This window comes from Klenkia marina (assembly GCF_900101025.1).
Taxonomy (GTDB): Bacteria; Actinomycetota; Actinomycetes; order Mycobacteriales; family Geodermatophilaceae; genus Klenkia; species Klenkia marina.
In genome coordinates this window covers 490,691-507,491 of sequence record NZ_FMUH01000002.1, presented here as the reverse complement: position 1 = coordinate 507,491, position 16,801 = coordinate 490,691, and the positions used below count along the sequence as shown (strand labels likewise).

Annotated in this window: 14 protein-coding genes; 6 read left to right on the top strand and 8 right to left on the bottom strand. The window is 74.6% G+C overall.

What is annotated here, in order from left to right; genetic code table 11:
- The first annotated feature begins 172 nt into the window (after window positions 1–172).
- The gene (locus BLP29_RS07585; RefSeq protein ID WP_243469774.1) at window positions 173–964 is read left to right on the top strand and encodes a DUF559 domain-containing protein; all 792 of its coding nucleotides are present in this window, start codon (window positions 173–175) and stop codon (window positions 962–964) included.
- Window positions 965–1,274: 310 nt separating this feature from the next.
- On the opposite strand, the gene BLP29_RS07580 is transcribed toward BLP29_RS07585, so the two are convergent.
- Window positions 1,275–2,564 (bottom strand): adenylosuccinate synthase, encoded by a 1,290-nt coding sequence (locus tag BLP29_RS07580; protein WP_092802024.1) that lies wholly within the window; start codon window positions 2,562–2,564, stop codon window positions 1,275–1,277.
- Between the two features lie 65 nt (window positions 2,565–2,629).
- On the opposite strand from BLP29_RS07580, the gene BLP29_RS07575 reads away from it, so the two are divergent.
- The gene (locus tag BLP29_RS07575; RefSeq protein ID WP_092802020.1) at window positions 2,630–3,250 is read left to right on the top strand and encodes a hypothetical protein; all 621 of its coding nucleotides are present in this window, start codon (window positions 2,630–2,632) and stop codon (window positions 3,248–3,250) included.
- A 91-nt stretch (window positions 3,251–3,341) separates the two neighbouring features.
- Window positions 3,342–5,444: a GGDEF domain-containing protein gene (locus BLP29_RS07570; protein WP_165839318.1), complete on the top strand. Its 2,103-nt coding sequence runs from the start codon at window positions 3,342–3,344 to the stop codon at window positions 5,442–5,444.
- Here BLP29_RS07570 and BLP29_RS07565 read toward each other — a convergent pair.
- Window positions 5,441–6,688, bottom strand: coding sequence for an MFS transporter (locus BLP29_RS07565; protein WP_165839317.1), 1,248 nt, complete (start codon window positions 6,686–6,688; stop codon window positions 5,441–5,443). The genes BLP29_RS07570 and BLP29_RS07565 overlap by 4 nt on opposite strands.
- A 104-nt stretch (window positions 6,689–6,792) precedes the next feature.
- On the opposite strand from BLP29_RS07565, the gene BLP29_RS07560 reads away from it, so the two are divergent.
- Both BLP29_RS07560 and BLP29_RS07555 read left to right on the top strand, forming a co-directional pair.
- The gene (locus BLP29_RS07560) at window positions 6,793–7,812 is read left to right on the top strand and encodes an ABC transporter permease (RefSeq protein WP_243469773.1); all 1,020 of its coding nucleotides are present in this window, start codon (window positions 6,793–6,795) and stop codon (window positions 7,810–7,812) included.
- The gene (locus BLP29_RS07555; RefSeq protein ID WP_243469772.1) at window positions 7,809–8,651 is read left to right on the top strand and encodes an ATP-binding cassette domain-containing protein; all 843 of its coding nucleotides are present in this window, start codon (window positions 7,809–7,811) and stop codon (window positions 8,649–8,651) included. Before BLP29_RS07560 ends, BLP29_RS07555 begins: the two co-directional genes overlap by 4 nt.
- Here BLP29_RS07555 and ppsA read toward each other — a convergent pair.
- The 5 genes from ppsA to fbaA all read right to left on the bottom strand — a co-directional run bounded on the left by ppsA (window position 8,648) and on the right by fbaA (window position 14,724).
- Window positions 8,648–11,014: a phosphoenolpyruvate synthase gene (gene ppsA, locus BLP29_RS07550; protein WP_092802011.1), complete on the bottom strand. Its 2,367-nt coding sequence runs from the start codon at window positions 11,012–11,014 to the stop codon at window positions 8,648–8,650. The genes BLP29_RS07555 and ppsA overlap by 4 nt on opposite strands.
- Window positions 11,011–11,883: a pyruvate, water dikinase regulatory protein gene (locus tag BLP29_RS07545; RefSeq protein ID WP_092802008.1), complete on the bottom strand. Its 873-nt coding sequence runs from the start codon at window positions 11,881–11,883 to the stop codon at window positions 11,011–11,013. Before BLP29_RS07545 ends, ppsA begins: the two co-directional genes overlap by 4 nt.
- A 223-nt stretch (window positions 11,884–12,106) precedes the next feature.
- Window positions 12,107–13,108, bottom strand: coding sequence for a type IV toxin-antitoxin system AbiEi family antitoxin domain-containing protein (locus tag BLP29_RS07540; RefSeq protein WP_092802005.1), 1,002 nt, complete (start codon window positions 13,106–13,108; stop codon window positions 12,107–12,109).
- Window positions 13,109–13,276: 168 nt separating this feature from the next.
- Entirely contained in the window at window positions 13,277–13,696 is a 420-nt protein-coding gene (locus BLP29_RS07535; protein ID WP_092802002.1) for a DUF3151 domain-containing protein, read from the bottom strand.
- Window positions 13,693–14,724: a class II fructose-bisphosphate aldolase gene (gene fbaA, locus BLP29_RS07530; RefSeq protein ID WP_092801999.1), complete on the bottom strand. Its 1,032-nt coding sequence runs from the start codon at window positions 14,722–14,724 to the stop codon at window positions 13,693–13,695. The genes BLP29_RS07535 and fbaA overlap by 4 nt, the downstream gene beginning before the upstream one ends.
- Before the next feature lie 142 nt (window positions 14,725–14,866).
- Between fbaA and BLP29_RS07525 the strand changes: the two genes are divergently transcribed.
- Window positions 14,867–15,460, top strand: a complete 594-nt coding sequence (locus tag BLP29_RS07525) for a hypothetical protein (RefSeq protein ID WP_092801996.1) — start codon at window positions 14,867–14,869, stop codon at window positions 15,458–15,460.
- Here the strand turns inward: BLP29_RS07525 and BLP29_RS07520 are convergent.
- Window positions 15,438–16,796: an FAD-dependent oxidoreductase gene (locus BLP29_RS07520; RefSeq protein ID WP_092801993.1), complete on the bottom strand. Its 1,359-nt coding sequence runs from the start codon at window positions 16,794–16,796 to the stop codon at window positions 15,438–15,440. The genes BLP29_RS07525 and BLP29_RS07520 overlap by 23 nt on opposite strands.
- Window positions 16,797–16,801: the final 5 nt, after the last annotated feature.

Here is a 16,801-nt window from a genome sequence, read left to right as displayed (position 1 = left end):
GAGCCCGTCGAGGGAGCGAGAACCCCGCACACCGCGTACACCCGGCACTCTGTGGACAAGATCCACACGCCGGCGCCGATCCCGGCACGCTGACCGGGTGATCGCGCCACTCCGTCCACCCCAGCTCGTGGGCCGGGTGTTCCGGGGTTCCGACGCCGTAGCCCGGGGGCTGTTGACGCCCGCACAGCTGCGCTCCTCGGCGTGGCAGCGCCCGCTGCGCGGCGTCTACGCCGACGCCGACCTGCCTGCTGGCACCCTCCTCCAGGTCCGTGCCGCCGCGCTGGTGCTCCCGGCCGGCGCGGCGTTCAGCGGGCGCACGGCGGCCTGGGTGCACGGGGTGGCCACCGCTGTCGACGTCGGCGACCCCGTCGAGGTGTCGGTGCCCGCTCCGGCGCGGTGGGGCCCCGTCGCCGGGCTGGTGGTCCGCCGGGTCTCGCTCGCGCCGCACGAGGTGGTGCTGGTCCGTGGGGTCCGCTGCACCTCGCCGCTGCGCACCGCAGTCGACGTCGCCCGGTCGGGCCCGGCCGAGGTGACCGTGCCGGTGCTGGACCCGCTGCTGGCCCGCACCGGGGTGCTGGTCGGCGACGTGCTCGCCGCCGCGGTGCCGGGGTCGGCCCCCGAGGCGCTCGAGGCGGTCTGCTGGGCCGATCCACGTGCCGAGTCGCCCCCGGAGTCGCTGGTGCGGGTGCAGCTGCGCCGGCGCGGCCTCGTGCCGGTTCCGCAGTTCGTGGTGCGCGATGCCCGGGGCGCATTCGTGGCGCGGGTGGACCTGGCGTTCCCGGCGCACCGGGTCGCGGTCGAGTACGACGGTGCCTGGCACGCCGAGCGCGGACAGTTCGCGAAGGACCGCCGGCGGCTGAACGCCCTGCTGGCGGCCGGATGGCGCGTCGTCCACGTGACGGCGGCCGACCTCCGCTCCCCCGACGCCGTCGCGGCCGGCATCACCGCCGCCCTCGCAGCCTGACGCCTCCGCTGCCCCCGGGCCCGCGCTCCCGGCCCCGGGCTCGGCCCCCGCACTCCCGGCCCCGGGCCCCGAACCCCGGACCCCGGACCCCGGACCCCGGACGATGCCGGTGAAGTGCGGGGTTCTCGCCCCCTCGACACCCATCGAGAGGACGGGAACCCTGCACTCCACGCGCAGAACTCGCCCCGGACCGCGACGCCCGGCCCCGGGAGCCCTCCATTAAAGGTCCCGGCCTCGCGGGGACCGGAGACGGGGGCTCAGCGGCCGTCGGCCACGACGCCGAGCGGCGGTGCGGCCCGGCGGAGCGCGCTCAGTCCAGGAGGTCGTGGATCAGGACGTTCTCGTCGCGGCCGGGGCCGACGCCGATGACGCTGATCCGGGCGCCCGAGAGCTCCTCGAGGCGCTTGACGTAGGCCTGCGCGGCGGCGGGCAGCTCGTCGAAGGTGCGGCAGCCGGTGATGTCCTCGGACCAGCCCGGCATCTCCTCGTACACCGGGGTGGCGTGGTGGAAGTCGGTCTGGGTCATGGGCATCTCGTCGTGCCGCTCGCCGTCGACCTCGTAGGCCACGCAGATCGGCACCGTCTCCAGGCCGCTCAGCACGTCGAGCTTGGTGAGGAAGTAGTCGGTGGTGCCGTTGACCCGCGAGGCGTAGCGGGCGATGACGGCGTCGAACCAGCCGCAGCGGCGGTCGCGGCCGGTGGTCACGCCCACCTCGCCGCCCTTCGTGCGCAGGTAGTCGCCGCTGGCGTCGAACAGCTCGGTCGGGAAGGGGCCCGAGCCCACGCGGGTCGTGTAGGCCTTGAGGATGCCGACCACCCGGGTGATGCGGGTGGGCCCGATGCCCGAGCCGGCCGAGGCGCCGCCCGCGGTCGGGTTGCTCGAGGTGACGAACGGATAGGTGCCGTGGTCGACGTCCAGGAGCGTGCCCTGCGAGCCCTCCAGCAGCACCCACTCGTCGCGGTCGAGGGCGTTGCCCAGCAGCAGGCGGGTGTCGGCGATGCGGTGCTTGAGCACCTCGGCGTACCCGGCGTACTCCTCGACGACCTCGTCGACGTCGATGGCCTTGCGGTTGTAGACCTTCACCAGGATCTGGTTCTTCTCGCGCAGCACCGCCTCGAGCTTCTGCCGGAGGATGCCGAGGTCGAGGAGGTCCTGCGCGCGGATGCCGACGCGGGCCACCTTGTCGCCGTAGCAGGGGCCGATGCCGCGCCCCGTCGTCCCGATCTTGCTCTTGCCGAGGAAGCGCTCGGTGACCCGGTCGAGGGCCCGGTGGTGCGGCATGATCAGGTGCGCGTCGCTGGAGATGACCAGGCGCGAGGTGTCGACCCCGCGCTCCTCGAGACCGGCGAGCTCGCCGATGAGCACCTGCGGGTCGACCACGACGCCGTTGCCGATGACCGGCGTGCAGCCCGGGGTGAGGATGCCCGACGGGATGAGGTGCAGGGCGTACTTCTCGCCGTCCGGGGTGATCACGGTGTGCCCGGCGTTGTTGCCGCCCTGGTAGCGCACGACGTAGGGGACCCGGCCGCCGAGGATGTCGGTGGCCTTCCCCTTGCCCTCGTCGCCCCACTGGGCACCGATCAGCACGACTGCGGGCATCGGGTGGTTCTCCTCATCGCAGCGGTCACCGGGGCCTCCCGGCTGGCAGGTGGCAGGGTATCGCTGTGGACGTCGCCCGGTTCGACCTGCGGGGGCTGGCCCCCGGTCAGGGCCCCTCACGCCGGCACGTGGCCTCGGTGGTCGACGCGGCCGAGGGCACGCTCGTGGTGCAGGGCCCGGTGCAGGCCCTGGCCGCCGTCCTCGCGCGGTTGTGGAAGAGCGACCGGCTGCCCGCGGTGACCGTCGGCTGGGAGCCGGTCGACGGGGACGCCGACTGCCGCGGCCTGGCCCGCGACCTCGGCCTGGGCACCGGCACCCCCCGCGAGCTGTGCCTGGTGCGCGACGACCACGGCGGCGTCCTGCTGCACCACGGGCGCATCGAGTCCGCGGCGCCGGGGCGGGCGCTGGCGGCGCGGTTCGGCGCGCAGGCCCACCACGACGACGCCCGGGTCGCCGACGGCCGCATCACCCGCATCGAGGCGCGACCGCGCTGGGACGTCGCCGACCAGCTGACCGTCGCCGTCGTCACGGTGCCGCTGCGCCGACCCGGCCGGACGACGGGGCGCGCGCTGCAGGTGGCCTGCGACCCCGCCCGCGTCGTGCGCGACGGGGTGCCGCTGGACCGCGAGGTGCAGCGCTGGACCTGGTACGCCGACGACCGGGTGCGCTGGCGCCTGCAGCCCTGAGGCCCCCCGGGAGGGTGAGCACCGCTGGTGCCGGACGTCGGCGGTGCCGAAGCAGTCGGTGCTCCCCTCCCGCACCACCGGAAGGTCCTCCGTGTCCCGCTGCGCCGGCTGCCTCTGCACCACCCCGACCACGCCCTGCTCGACCCGGCGGGTGCTGCTGTCCTCGCGGGTGGCGCACAGCCTGGCGACCGTCCGGTCGATCGCACGCCGGCGCGGCACCCCCCTGACCGCACTGGCCCCCGGCCTGCTCGAGGCCCGGGGCGACGACCTCGAGGCGCTCGTCACCGAGGCCGCCGCGGCGCTGTCGTCGGTGGAGGCCGCCGAGGTCCGCTGCCTGCTCACCGGGGTCGAGGGCACCGGGCCCGACCTGCTGGCCCAGGCGCTCACCGCGCCCAGCCTCGGCTCGGCGGCGGCCCGCCTGCGGCACGCCGACCTGGTGCCGCTGTTCGCCGACGAGCCCGGGCGCTTCCACGCCGAGTACCAGCGCATCGTGCGCCTGGGCGACGGCGGCACCCTGGGCCACGAGGCGCTGCTGCGGGCCACCGCCGTCGACGGGTCGCGGATCATGCCCGACCAGCTGTTCCCCGCCGCCGACGAGGCCGGCTGGACGCACGTGCTGGACCGGGTGGGCCGCACGACCGCGATCCGGGACGCCGGGCCCTGGCTGGCCGACGACCTGCTGTTCATCAACTTCGTGCCCACCTCGATCTACCGCCCCGAGGTGTGCCTGCAGACCACCGAGCGCGCCGCCGCCGAGGCCGGGCTGCGCATGGACCAGCTGGTCTTCGAGGTCACCGAGGGCCACGTCATCGAGGACGTCGACCACCTCGACCGCGTCTTCGCCCACTACCGCGAGCGCGGCTGCCGGGTGGCCCTGGACGACCTGGGGTCGGGGTGGTCGTCGCTGGCCCTGCTGGTGCGGCTGCAGCCCGACATCGTCAAGCTCGAGCGGGCGATCGTGCAGGCCCTGCCCGGTCCGGCCGCGCGCGCCGTCGTGCAGGCGGTCGTGGACATCACCCACTCCTACGGCGGTCTGGTGCTCGCCGAGGGCGTCGAGACCGAGCAGCAGGCCGCGATCGCCCGCGAGCTGGGCTGCGACCTGGGCCAGGGCTGGCTCTGGGGTCGTCCGGTGCGCCCCGAGCTGCCCGCGCCGGCCGGCACCGCCCTGCCGGCGGGCGGGCCCGACCCGTCGTGGCCCGACGCCGCCGTCGCCGTGGATCCGCACGCCGCACCCGAGGCCCCCGAGCCGCCGCCGGTCCCCGAGCCCGGCAGCGGCGCGGCCGAGCTGCTGGTGCGGGCCGTCGGGCTGACCGGCAGCTCGGTGGTCGTGGTCGACGCGACCGCCCCGGACATGCCGATCGTCTACGTCAACGCCGCGTTCACCGAGCAGACCGGCTACTCCGCGGCCGAGTCGCTGGGCCGCAACTGCCGCTTCCTGCAGGGCCCGGGCACCGACCGCGACACCCTCGACGACGTCGCCGACGCGCTGGCGGCCGGGCGGCCGTTCCGGGCGACCCTGCTCAACGCCCGCAAGGACGGCTCCACCTGGTGGAACGAGCTGCACCTGTCGCCCCTGCACGACGCCGCGGGCCGGCTCACCCACTACGTCGGGTTCCAGCACGACGTCAGCGACCGCGTGGTCGCCGAGGAGGCGCTGCGCGAGCGCGCCGGCACCGACCCGCTGACCGGAACGGCGAACCGCACCGCTCTGCTGACCGAGCTCGACCGCCAGGTCCACGTGCCCGGGGTGGGCCCGGTGGTGCTCTTCGTGGACCTCGACGGGTTCAAGGGGGTCAACGACCGGTTCGGGCACGCCGCCGGCGACTCCGTGCTGCGGATCGTGGCCGACCGGCTGCGCCAGGTGGTGCGCAGCCGCGACCTGCTCGCGCGGCTGGGCGGTGACGAGTTCGTCGTCGTCCTGGCCGACGTCGACCAGCCCGCTGACGACGGACCCGCGTCGGCGCTGGCCGCCGGGCTGGCCGCCGCGCACCGGGTGGCCGCCGACGTGCAGCGCGTGCTGGCCGACCCCGTCGAGCTGCTGCCGCACGGCTCGGTGGTGGTCGGCGCCTCGGTGGGCGTGGCCATCCACCCCGCCGACGGGGAGACCGCGCTCGAGCTGCTGCGGGCCGCCGACCTGCAGATGTACCGGGCCAAGGCCCGCCGGGCGCAGGGCCTGTCGGCCACCCCGGGCTAGAGCTCCGGGGCGGCCTCCACCACGCGGGGCGGCACCGGCGGGACGGCGGTCGTCGCCCCGGCGGCGCGCAGCGCGGCCCGTCCTGGGCCGGCGAGCACGAGGCCCAGCAGCAGGCCGCCCGCGCCCAGCACGAGGATGGGGACCCCGCCGCGCAGCGCATCCCCGCTGACCAGCGCCAGCACCGTCGGCACGACGAACCCGGCGTAGACCGGCAGGTAGAACGCGCTGAGCAGGGCTCCGCGCCGGTCCGGCGGGGCCACGCGGTCGCAGACGGCCACGCCCGAGGTCATGCCCAGCCCCTCCCCCAGCCCGATGAGCAGGCAGGCCGGCAGCACCCACGGCCACCCACCGGGCTGCACGGCCAGGTAGCCCAGCCCGCACCCGCAGGCCGCGAGCACCGCGGCCAGCGGGCCCGAGACGGCCGGCCCCAGCTTCGCGGCCAGCGGCGTGACCAGGGCGGCGCTGCCCTGCACCAGCAGCGCCGAGGCGCCCACCAGCGCGAACACCGCGTCGAACCCGGCACCGGCGACCAGCAGGGGGAAGACGGTGAGCGACAGCACCGCGTAGGTGTAGACGGTCAGCCCGACCGGGAGCAGGTACGCCCAGAAGGCCCGCCGGGCCACCGGCGGGACGCCGAGGGCCAACCGGCCCGGACGGCGGTCGGTCATCGTCTCCGGCACGCCCCGCAGCCCGAGCAGCCCGACCAGCAGCAGGACCGCCGAGGGCAGCAGCGAGACCAGCTCCGGTGCCGGGCCCCACTGCACGAGCAGGCCGGCGACCAGCGGACCCACCGCGAACCCGGCGGCCATCGCCGCGCTGGCGACCGCGGCGGCCCGGCGCACCCGGCCCGGGGCACCGTCGTCGTCCCCGCCGGAGAGCTCGCGCAGCCAGACGGTGCCCACGGTGAACACCGCCCCGCTGGCCAGGCCCTGGGCGACCCGCCCGGCGACGAGGAAGGCCACGCCGCCGGCGTCGGCGGCGATCAGCACCAGGGTGCAGGCCAGGGCCGCGACCACCCCGCCCACGACCACCCGGCGTCGTCCGTCCCGGTCCGACAGCGGCCCCGCCAGCAGCAACGAGGGCACCAACCCGACCGCGTAGGCGGCGAAGAACAGGGTGAGCACCAGGGCACCGAGGTCGAGGGCGTCGGTGTAGCGCAGCAGGAGCGGGGACGGCGACTGCGTGCTGACCGCGGTGGCGAACAGCGCGACCAGCAGCCGGCGACGCTGCCGGATCGGGTCCACGGGGGAACCGTAGGCCCCGGCCGGCATTGCGTGGGGGACACTGGGGGCCCCGCTCCCCCAGGAGGCTCCCCCTGCCGAGCACCGCCGCCCCCACGGCCTTCGGCGTGCCCGCGCGCCGGGTGCCCTCGCGGGGCCGACGGCTGCTGACCCGGCCGAGCACCCCCGCGTTCGTCGGCGTGCTCGTCGCGCTCGCGGTGTTCGGGGCCCAGGCACCGCAGCTGCTGGGCACCGGCGGGTGGGCCTCGGTGCTGGACTCGGCGGCCCTGGTGGGCATCGGCGCCGTGGCGGTCACCCTGCTGCTGGTCGCCGGCCAGTTCGACGTCTCCATCGGCGTGCTCGCCGTGGCCAGCAGCGTCGCCGCCGGGCTGCTGGTCACCGAGGCCGGCTGGGGCATCTGGCCCGCGCTGGGCGCCTCGCTGGTCGGCGCGCTCGCGGTGGGCGCGGTCAACGGCGTCCTGGTGGTGCTCACCGGGCTGCCCAGCTTCCTGGTCACGCTGGGCACGTTCCTGGTGCTGCAGGGCGGCACGCTGGTGGTCACCCAGTCGGTGGCCGGCCGCTCGCTGGTCCACGACGTCGACGTCGCCCCGGGGTGGTCGTCGGCGCAGGCCGTGTTCGGGTCGGGCGTGATGGTGGGCGACGGCCGGTTCAAGGTGTCGATCCTGTGGTGGCTGGCCGCCGTCCTGCTCGCCGGGTGGCTGCTGCGGCGCACCCGCTTCGGCAACGCGGTGTACGCCCTGGGCGGGTCGCGCCGGGCGGCGCGCGAGCTCGGCGTCCCCACCGCCGGGACGACGGTCGCGCTGTACCTGGTCACCGCCACCGCGGCCTGGCTGGTGGGCACGCTCGTGCTGGTGCGGCAGGCCGGGGTCCCGGTGGCGCCGGAGTTCGGCGCCGAGATCGAGTACCTGGTGGTCGCGGTCATCGGCGGGTGCCTGCTCAGCGGGGGGTACGGGTCGGCGGTGGGGGCGGCGGCCGGGGCGCTGCTCTACGGCACGGTGCGCACCGGCATCGGCATCGCGGGCTGGTCGCCGTCCACGTTCCAGGTGGTGCTCGGCGTGCTGCTCCTCGTCGCGCTGCTGGCCAACGGCGTCGCCCGCCGCCGACTGATCGCGGTGCCCCGGTCGTGAGCGAGCAGCCGGCCCTGCCGTTCCCGGAGCCCGAGGGCGGTCCGGTGCTGCCCCCGGTGGCGGCCGAGCCGGTGCTCGAGCTGCGCGGGGTCACCGTCCGCTACGGCAGCGTGCCGGCGCTGGACCGGGTCTCGCTGCGGCTGCGCCCGGGCACGGTGACCTGCGTGCTCGGCGAGAACGGCGCGGGCAAGTCGACGCTGGTGCAGGTGGTCTCCGGCGTCCGTCGGCACGACGACGGCGAGCTGCTCGTCGACGGCAAGGCCGTGCGGTTCCGGCGTCCGCGGCAGGCCCGCTCGCGGGGCATCGCCACCATCTGGCAGGACCTCGCCGTCATCCCGCTCATGACGGTGTGGCGCAACTTCTGGCTCGGCGACGAGCCCACCCGCGGGGTGTGGCCCCTCCGGCGCATCGACCTCGACGTCGCCCGCGAGGGCGCGGCGCGGGCGCTGGCCCGGGTCGGGCTGCCCGACGTCAACGTGAACCAGCCCGCCGCCGCCCTGCAGCCGGGGCAGCGGCACAGCCTCGCCGTGGCGCGGGCGATGCACTTCGGCGCCCGCGTGCTCGTGGTCGACGAGCCTGCCGCCCCGCTGACGGTCGCCCAGCACGCGCTGGTGCTGCGCACCGTGGTCGCCGCGCGCGACGCCGGGCTCGGGGTGCTCTACGTGACCTCGATGCCCGGCTACGCGCACCTCGTCGGCGACCGGTTCGTGCTGCTGGCCGGCGGCCGGGTGGCCGCCGACCTGACCCGCGAGGACGTCGACGTCGACGGCCTTACCCGGCTGATGAGCGGTGGCGAGGCCCTCGCCACCCTCACCGCCGAGCTGCGCCGCGCGACCTAGCTCCCCTTCTTGGCGATGGCCAGCCAGGTGTCCACGACGGTGTCGGGGTTCAGCGACATCGACTCGATGCCCTGCTCCACCAGCCACTGGGCCAGGTCGGGGTGGTCCGAGGGCCCCTGACCGCAGATGCCCACGTACTTGCCGCGGGCCAGGCAGGCGCTGATCGCCATCTCGAGCATCTTCAGGACGGCGGGGTTGCGCTCGTCGAACGTGGCCGCCACCAGCGAGCTGTCGCGGTCCAGGCCCAGGGTCAGCTGGGTCATGTCGTTGGAGCCGATGGAGAACCCGTCGACGTGGTCGAGGAACTCATCGGCCAGCAGCGCGTTGGAGGGCAGCTCGCACATCATCACGACCGAGAGGCCGTTCTCCCCGCGGACCAGCCCGTGGCTGGCCAGCAGCTCGACGACGCCCTCGATCTCGGCGACGGTGCGCACGAACGGGATCATGATCTTGACGTTGGTCAGGCCCATCTCGTCGCGCACGTGCTTGAGCGCCGCGCACTCCATCGCGAAGCACTCCGCGAAGTCCGCCGACAGGTACCGGGAAGCGCCCCGGTAGCCGATCATCGGGTTCTCCTCGTGCGGCTCGTAGGCCTCGCCGCCCAGCAGGTTGGCGTACTCGTTGCTCTTGAAGTCGCTCATCCGCACGATCACCGGCTCGGGCGCGAAGGCCGCGGCGATCATCGAGATCCCCTCGGCCACCCGCTGCACGAAGTAGTCGCGCGGGCTGGGGTAGGCCGCGATCTGCTCGGCCACCTGCTCCTTGAGCCGGCCCCCGAGGGTGTCGAAGTCCAGCAGGGCGCGGGGGTGGATGCCGATCTGCCGGTTGATGATGAACTCCAGCCGCGCCAGCCCCACGCCCTTGTGCGGCAACCGCGAGAACGCGAAGGCCTGCTCCGGCGTCCCGACGTTCATCATGATCTTGGTCGGGATCTCCGGCATCGCGTCCAGCCGGGTCTCCGAGACGTCGAAGTCGACCAGGCCCTCGTACACGTTGCCGACGTCGCCCTCGGCGCAGGACACGGTGACCTCCTGCCCGTCGGTCAGGGTGCGGGTCGCGTCGCCGGTGCCGACCACGGCGGGGATGCCCAGCTCCCGGGCGATGATCGCGGCGTGGCAGGTGCGCCCACCCCGGTTGGTGACGATCGCCGAGGCGCGCTTCATGATCGGCTCCCAGTCGGGGTCGGTCATGTCCGCGACGAGGACGTCGCCCCGGGCGAAGTCGGCCATCTGCTCGATGTCGCTGAGCACCTTGACCGCGCCGGCGCCGATCTTCTGCCCGATCGCCCGGCCCTCGACGACCACCGTGCCGGTCCCGGTGAGCTTGTAGCGCTCCAGGGTGCTGCCGGCGCGCGAGACCACCGTCTCGGGGCGGGCCTGCAGCACGTACAGCTCGCCGTCCAGGCCGTCCTTGCCCCACTCGATGTCCATCGGGCGGCCGTAGTGCTCCTCGATGGTCACCGCGTACCGGGCGAGGGTGAGCACCTCGTCGTCGGTGAGGCTGAGCGTGCGGCGCTCGGCGTCGTCGACGTCCACGAACTCCGTCGTCCGGCCCACGGTGGCGTCGGACGTGTAGACCATCTTGGTCGCCTTGGCGCCCACGCCCCGCTTGAGGACGGCGGCCTTCCCGGCCTTCAGCGCGGGCTTGTAGACGTAGAACTCGTCCGGGTTCACCGCGCCCTGCACGACGCCCTCGCCGAGGCCGAACGCGCTGGTGATGAACACGGCGTCGGGGAAGCCGGACTCGGTGTCCATCGTGAACATGACGCCGCTGGAGCCGATGTCCGAGCGCACCATGCGCTGCACGCCGGCGCTCAGGGCCACCGCGTCGTGGTCGAAGCCGTGGTGCACCCGGTAGGCGATGGCCCGGTCGTTGTAGAGGCTGGCGTACACCTCGCGGATCGCGGTCAGGACCGACTCGATCCCCCGCACGTTCAGGAAGGTCTCCTGCTGGCCGGCGAAGCTGGCGTCGGGGAGGTCCTCGGCGGTGGCGCTGGAGCGCACCGCGAAGCTGAGCTCCTCGTCGGTGGCCAGCTGCTCGTACGCCGCCCGGATGTCGGCCTCGAGCTGCTCGGGGAAGGGCTGGTCGACCATCCAGCCGCGGATCTCCGTGCCCGCCGCCGAGAGCGCCCGGACGTCGTCGACGTCCAGGGCGGCCAGCTTCTCCGTGATCCGCTCGGCCAGCCCGGTGTCGCCCAGGAAGGAGCGGTAGGCGCTCGACGTCGTCGCGAAGCCGTCGGGCACCTTGACCCCGGCGTCGGCCAGGTTGGAGATCATCTCGCCCAGCGAGGAGTTCTTGCCCCCGACCTCCTCCAGGTCACCCATGCCCAGGTCGGCGAACCAGCGGACGTTCTCGGTGCTCATCGGGTTCCTCTCCTCGGGCCCGCCGCACGGCGGAGCCGGGCCAGTGTCTGCAGGACGACGGCGGCGATCTCCTCGACGGAGGCCGCCGAGGTGTCCACCGTCGGGAGCTCGTGCCGGTCGTACATCGCGATCGCCTGCCGCAGCTCGTAGCGGCACTGCTCGTCGGAGGCGTACCGGGAGTTGGGCCGGCGCTCCTGCCGCACCCGGGCGAGCCGGGTCGCCGTGGTGGTCAACCCGAAGCACTTGTCCGCGTGCTCGCGCACGGGGCGGGGCAGGTCGGTGGTCTCGAGGTCCTCGTCGACCAGCGGGTAGTTGGCCACGAAGAGCCCGTGCTGGAGCGCCAGGTACATCGCGGTCGGGGTCTTGCCGCAGCGCGAGGGCGCCAGCAGGATCACGTCGGCCCGCTCGATCGCCCGGAAGGTCTGGCCGTCGTCGTGCTCGATGGCGAACTCGACCGCCGCCATGCGGTCGTTGTACCGCCGGACGTCGCCCACCCCGTGCAGCCGGCGCGCCTCGCGGACGCCGGGGGTGCCCAGCAGCTCCTCGACCCGGTCCATGTGCATGCCGAAGAAGTCGATGATCGGCACCCGGCTGGTCAGCAGCACCTCGCGCACCTCGGTGGCCGCGGCGGTGGTGAACGCCAGCGGCATCACCGGGCCCTCGGCGGCCTCGTCGAGCTTGGCCACCACCTCGCGGGCCGCCTCGACGCTGGCGATGAACGGGATGAGCTCGGTCTCGAACACCAGGTCGGGGAACTGCAGCAGCAGCGCACGACCCATCAGCTCGGCGCTGATGCCGGTGCTGTCGGACAGGAAGAAGACGGGCACGACGGGGTGCCCGTCACCCGGGGGTTGAGCGGCGCTGCTCATCCGCGGATCGTGCCACGCGCCGCGCCCCCTCGCGGAGTGACCACGCTCGCACCCCGCCCCGCGCCCGTTCCACCCCCGCTGCGCCGCGGCGTGGTCTCCACGACCCCACCACCGGCGCACTCCCGCCGTCCAGGCATTCTGCGGCCCTGCAGGGCGAGAGGATCCCTGCAGGGTCACAGCTTGAGGTCGGCGAGCCGTCGGCGCGGGCGGGGCGTCGGGGGCGTCAGGCGGCCCGCCGGGTGCGGCGCGTCTCGCGGGTGACGGTGAAGCGGCGGGGGCCGGGCAGCGGGTGGGCGAGCATCGCGCGCAGCCGGGCCAGCGCGGCCGACCAGGCGGCCTCGCTGCGCAGGTCCTCGTCGGCCACCCGCCAGAAGCGCACCCCTGCCGCACCGGCGACCTCGGCGCGGCGCTTCTCCTGCCAGTGCTTCTGCTCGGTGGTCAGGCCGCCCCAGGGGTCGCGGTACTTGACCCGGCCGTCGCACTCCATGACAACCGCCGCGGCGTCCCACCACCCGTCCGCCTCCACGACCCGACCCTCGGCCCGGATGGTGACGAGCAGCTCGGGCTCGGCCACCCCGGCCTCGAGCAACCGCAGCCGCACCCGGGTCTCCAGCGGCGACTCCACCCCGGCCCGGCACAGGTCGGCCACGCACCGGGCGGCGGCCGCTCCCCGCCAGCCCCGCATGCCCTCGACCACCGCGGTGAGGTCGGCCTGGGTGAGCCGGTCGTCCCAGCGGGCGGCGTCGGCCAGGACGAGGGCCACCTCCAGGTCCTCGAACCGGGCGCAGTCCGCGACGGTCCGGGCCAGGGTCGTCACACGCAGGTCGAGGTGGGTCGTCGTCGATCCCGGGGGCAGCGGGGTCATGAGCACACGCAGGCCGGTGCTCCGCAGGCTCTGCGCGGGGTCGAGCAGCACGACGTCGCGGTCCGGCGCCGTGGGGACGGGCAGGCCCCAGACGGCTGCGGCGCTGAGTCCGCCGACCACGGCCCCTGCCCGGCCGAGGGTCAGCAGAGCCGCACTGCAGGCTATGACGTGCCGGCGGCGCTGGGTGCTGGCCGCCGCGAGCACCTCGGCGGCGACGTACGCCCCACGGCGCAGGCGCACCCACTCGCCGCGGGCCACCCGGGTGCGCATCTCCTGGTCACCGACCCCGGCGCGCTGCAGGTCGCGGCGGGTGACGACACCGTGCTGGCGAGCAGCGGCGGCGCGGACGAGAGGGTGCATGCCCAGGATGGTGGCCCGCGGCGCACCACAGCCCCAGCCCGAGTCCCGGTGCTGTGGACAACTGCCCGCAGACACCCGCCGTCCAGGGATCCTGTGCCCCTGCAGGGCAGGACCATCCCTGGACGGCGTGAGTCTGCGGTGGGCCGAGCCCGGCCCGGGGGGCGATGGCTACGGGGCGAGGGTGGGGTCGCAGTCGCGGAGGAGGTCGGTCAGGCGTGTGGTCTCGGCGGTCTCGCCGATGGCCTCGCTGGCCTTCGCCAGTTCGATGACGCAGCGCAGGAAGCCACGGTTCGGCTCGTGGCGCCACGGCACCGGGCCGTAGCCCTTCCAGCCGTTGCGGCGCAGGGCGTCGAGGCCGCGGTGGTAGCCGGTGCGCCCGTAGGCGTAGGCCTCGATCACCCGGCCACCGGCCAGGGCGTCCTCGGCGAGGGCGGCCCAGGCGGCGCTGACCGTCGGGTGCGCGGCTGCCACCTCGGCCGGCGGCGTGCCCCCGGCCAGGGCGGCGTCGGCCTCGGGGTGGGCCGGCAGCAGGGTCTCCGGCGGCGGGCCCAGCAGGTCGCGGTGCGCCCCACCGAGGTGACCGGTCACTTCTGCGACGTCCCGGCCGACAGCAGGTCCTCGCAGGCCTGGGTGACGCGGGCGGCCATGTTGACCTCGGCGGCCTTCATGTAGGTGCGCGGGTCGTAGGTCTTCTTGTTGCCGACCTCGCCGTCGATCTTGAGCACGCCGTCGTAGTTGCTGAACATGTGCCCGGCGATCGGCCGGGTGAAGGCGTACTGGGTGTCGGTGTCGACGTTCATCTTGATCGTGCCGTACGAGAGCGCCTCGCGGATCTCCTCCTGCGAAGACCCCGATCCGCCGTGGAACACGAAGTTGAACGGCTTCGAGCCGGCCTCCAGGCCCAGCTCGGCGACGACGACCTCCTGGCCCTCCTTGAGCACCTCGGGGCGCAGCTTCACGTTGCCCGGCTTGTAGACGCCGTGCACGTTGCCGAAGGTCGCGGCCAGCAGGTAGATGCCCTTCTCGCCCAGGCCCAGGGCCTTCGCGGTCTGCACGAAGTCGCCGGGGGCGGTGTAGAGCTTGTCGTTGATGTCGTGCGAGACGCCGTCCTCCTCGCCGCCGACGACGCCGATCTCGAGCTCCAGCACGATCTTGGCGGCGGAGGTCTTCTCGATCAGCTCCTGGGCGATCGAGAGGTTCTCGTCGAGGTCGATGGCCGAGCCGTCCCACATGTGCGACTGGAACAGCGGGTTGCCGCCGCGGTCGACCCGCTCCTGCGACAGCGCGATGAGCGGGCGCACGTAGGTGTTCAGCTTGTCCTTGGGGCAGTGGTCGGTGTGCAGCGCGACGTTGACCGGGTAGTGCTGCGCAGCCACGTGCGTGTACTCGGCCAGCGCGGTGGCGCCCACGACCATGTCCTTGACCCGGGTGCCGGAGATGAACTCCGCGCCGCCGGTGGAGAACTGGATGATGCCGTCGGACCCGGCGTCGGCGAACCCGCGCAGCGCGGCGTTGACCGTCTCCGACGAGGTGCAGTTGATGGCCGGGTAGGCGAAGCCGTTCTCCTTCGCCCGGCTGATCATGTCGGCGTAGACCTCGGGGGTCGCGATGGGCACGGTGACGCTCCTGTCGAAGAGAGGACGAGCTGCTCGCGGGCCAGTATCCCGCGCCGGGTCGGGACGACGACAGCGGGCGAGCACCGACCCGGCAGGATGGCTGGTCGTGACCGCACCACGGAGGACCCCGCCTCGAGAGCTGATGCCCCTGGTGGGGTGGTCGGTGGTGCTGGCGGCGGCGCTGCTGTCGGTCCTGCTGACCGACGACAGCGTCTGGGGCCGCGGCGTGCTGGCCGACGGTGGGGAGATCACCGCCACCCAGGGCGTGCTGGTGGGCCTGCCCGACTACCAGGCGACGATCATCCTGACCTTCGCGGGCCTGGGCACGGCCGTCTTCTTCGGGCTGGCCGCCGTCCCCGGGTCCCGGGCGTCCCGCCGGGCCGTGGCTGCGCTCGTCGTCGTGCTGGCCGCCGCCGGGGTCGTGGCGACGCTGGCCGTGGACGACGGCGGCACCCCCGAGGAGAAGGTCGGCGGCGCGGTCATCAGCCTGGTCCCGGCGGCCCTCCTCCTGGTCCTGGTCCTGCGGAGGGTGCGGCGCACCAGCGCAGCCATCGCCTGCGGCGCGGTGACCGTGGCGCTCGTGGCCCACGTCGTCACCCTGGCGCGACTGCTCGGGTCCGACGGTTCCCCCGCGCTCGGCGCCTGGCTGATGGCCGTGCTGCTGCTCCTCGGGCTCGCCGGGTCCCTGGTGGTGCTGCGTTCGGTGTCCCGGCTCAGCCCCGTTCGGCCCGGCTGACCACCCGCGCCGCGACCGCGACCGGGTCGTAGGTCGGCGAGAACGGAGGGGCGTAGGACAGGTCGGACTCCGACAGCTCCTCGGCGGTCATCCGGCCCCAGATCGCCGTCGCGAGGACGTCGACGCGCTTGCCCGCGCCCTGCCCGCCGACGACCTGACCGCCCAGCAACCGACCCGAACCGGCCTCGGTCACCAGCTTGACCGCGATGTCCTCGGCGCCGGGGTAGTAGCCGGCCCGCGTCGTGGCCTCGACGACGTCGGTGCGGAAGTCGAACCCGGCCTGCTCGGCCTGCGTGGTGCACAGCCCCGTGCGGCCGATCTCGGTGTCGCCGACCTTGGTGATCGCCGTCCCGAGCACGCCGGCGAAGCGGGCCGGGCGGCCGGCGATGACCGACCCCGCGACCCGGCCCTGCTTGTTGGCGTGGGTGCCGAGCGCGACGTGCGCCGGCTCGCCGGTGAGGTGGTGGTAGGTCTGCACGCAGTCGCCGGCGGCGAACACGTTCTCGTGCGTGCGGCTGCGCATGGTGGCGTCGACGTCGATGCCGCCGGTGACGCCGATGCCCAGCCCGGCCGCCTCGGCCAGCCGCGCCTCGGGCCCCATGCCGAGCCCGAGGACGACGAGGTCGGCGTCGAACGTGGCGTCGTCGGTGCGCACCCCGCACGCCCGGCCGTCGGCCCCGGTCAGGACGGCGGTGACCCGGGCGTCGGTGTGCACCCCCATGCCCATGGACCGCATCGCGTCGCACACGCGCTCGCCCATGTCGGCGTCCAGCAGACCCATCGGCAGCGGGTCGGCCAGCACGACGTCGACGTCCAGGCCGCGCAGCTGCAGCACCTCGGCCATCTCGAGGCCGATGTAGCCGCCCCCGAGGACGACGGCCTTGCGCGGCCGGTCGCGCGGCAGCTCGTCGATCGCCGACCGGATGGCGGCGCCGTCGTCCAGGCGGTGCACCCCGAAGACCCCGGGGGCGTCCAGGCCCTCGATGGGCGGCCGGGTGGGCCGGCCGCCGGTGGCCAGCAGGAGGGTGTCGTAGTCGAAGGTGCGGCCGTCGGCGGCGCTCACCCGGCAGGCGTCGAGGTCGACGGCCTCGGCGCGGGTGCCGGTGTGCACGGTGAGGCCGCGCCGGCGGTGCTCCTCGGGGGTGCGGGCCACGAGGTCGTCGCGGCTGCCCACCAGGTCGCCCACCCAGTAGGGGATGCCGCAGGCGGAGAACGAGGTGTCGTGCCCCTGCTCGAGCACCACCACCTCGATCGAGTCGTCGATGCGGTGGGCCTGCGCGGCCGCGGACATGCCGCCCGCGTCGCCCCCGATGACCAGCAGCCGGTGTCTCGACACGGCAC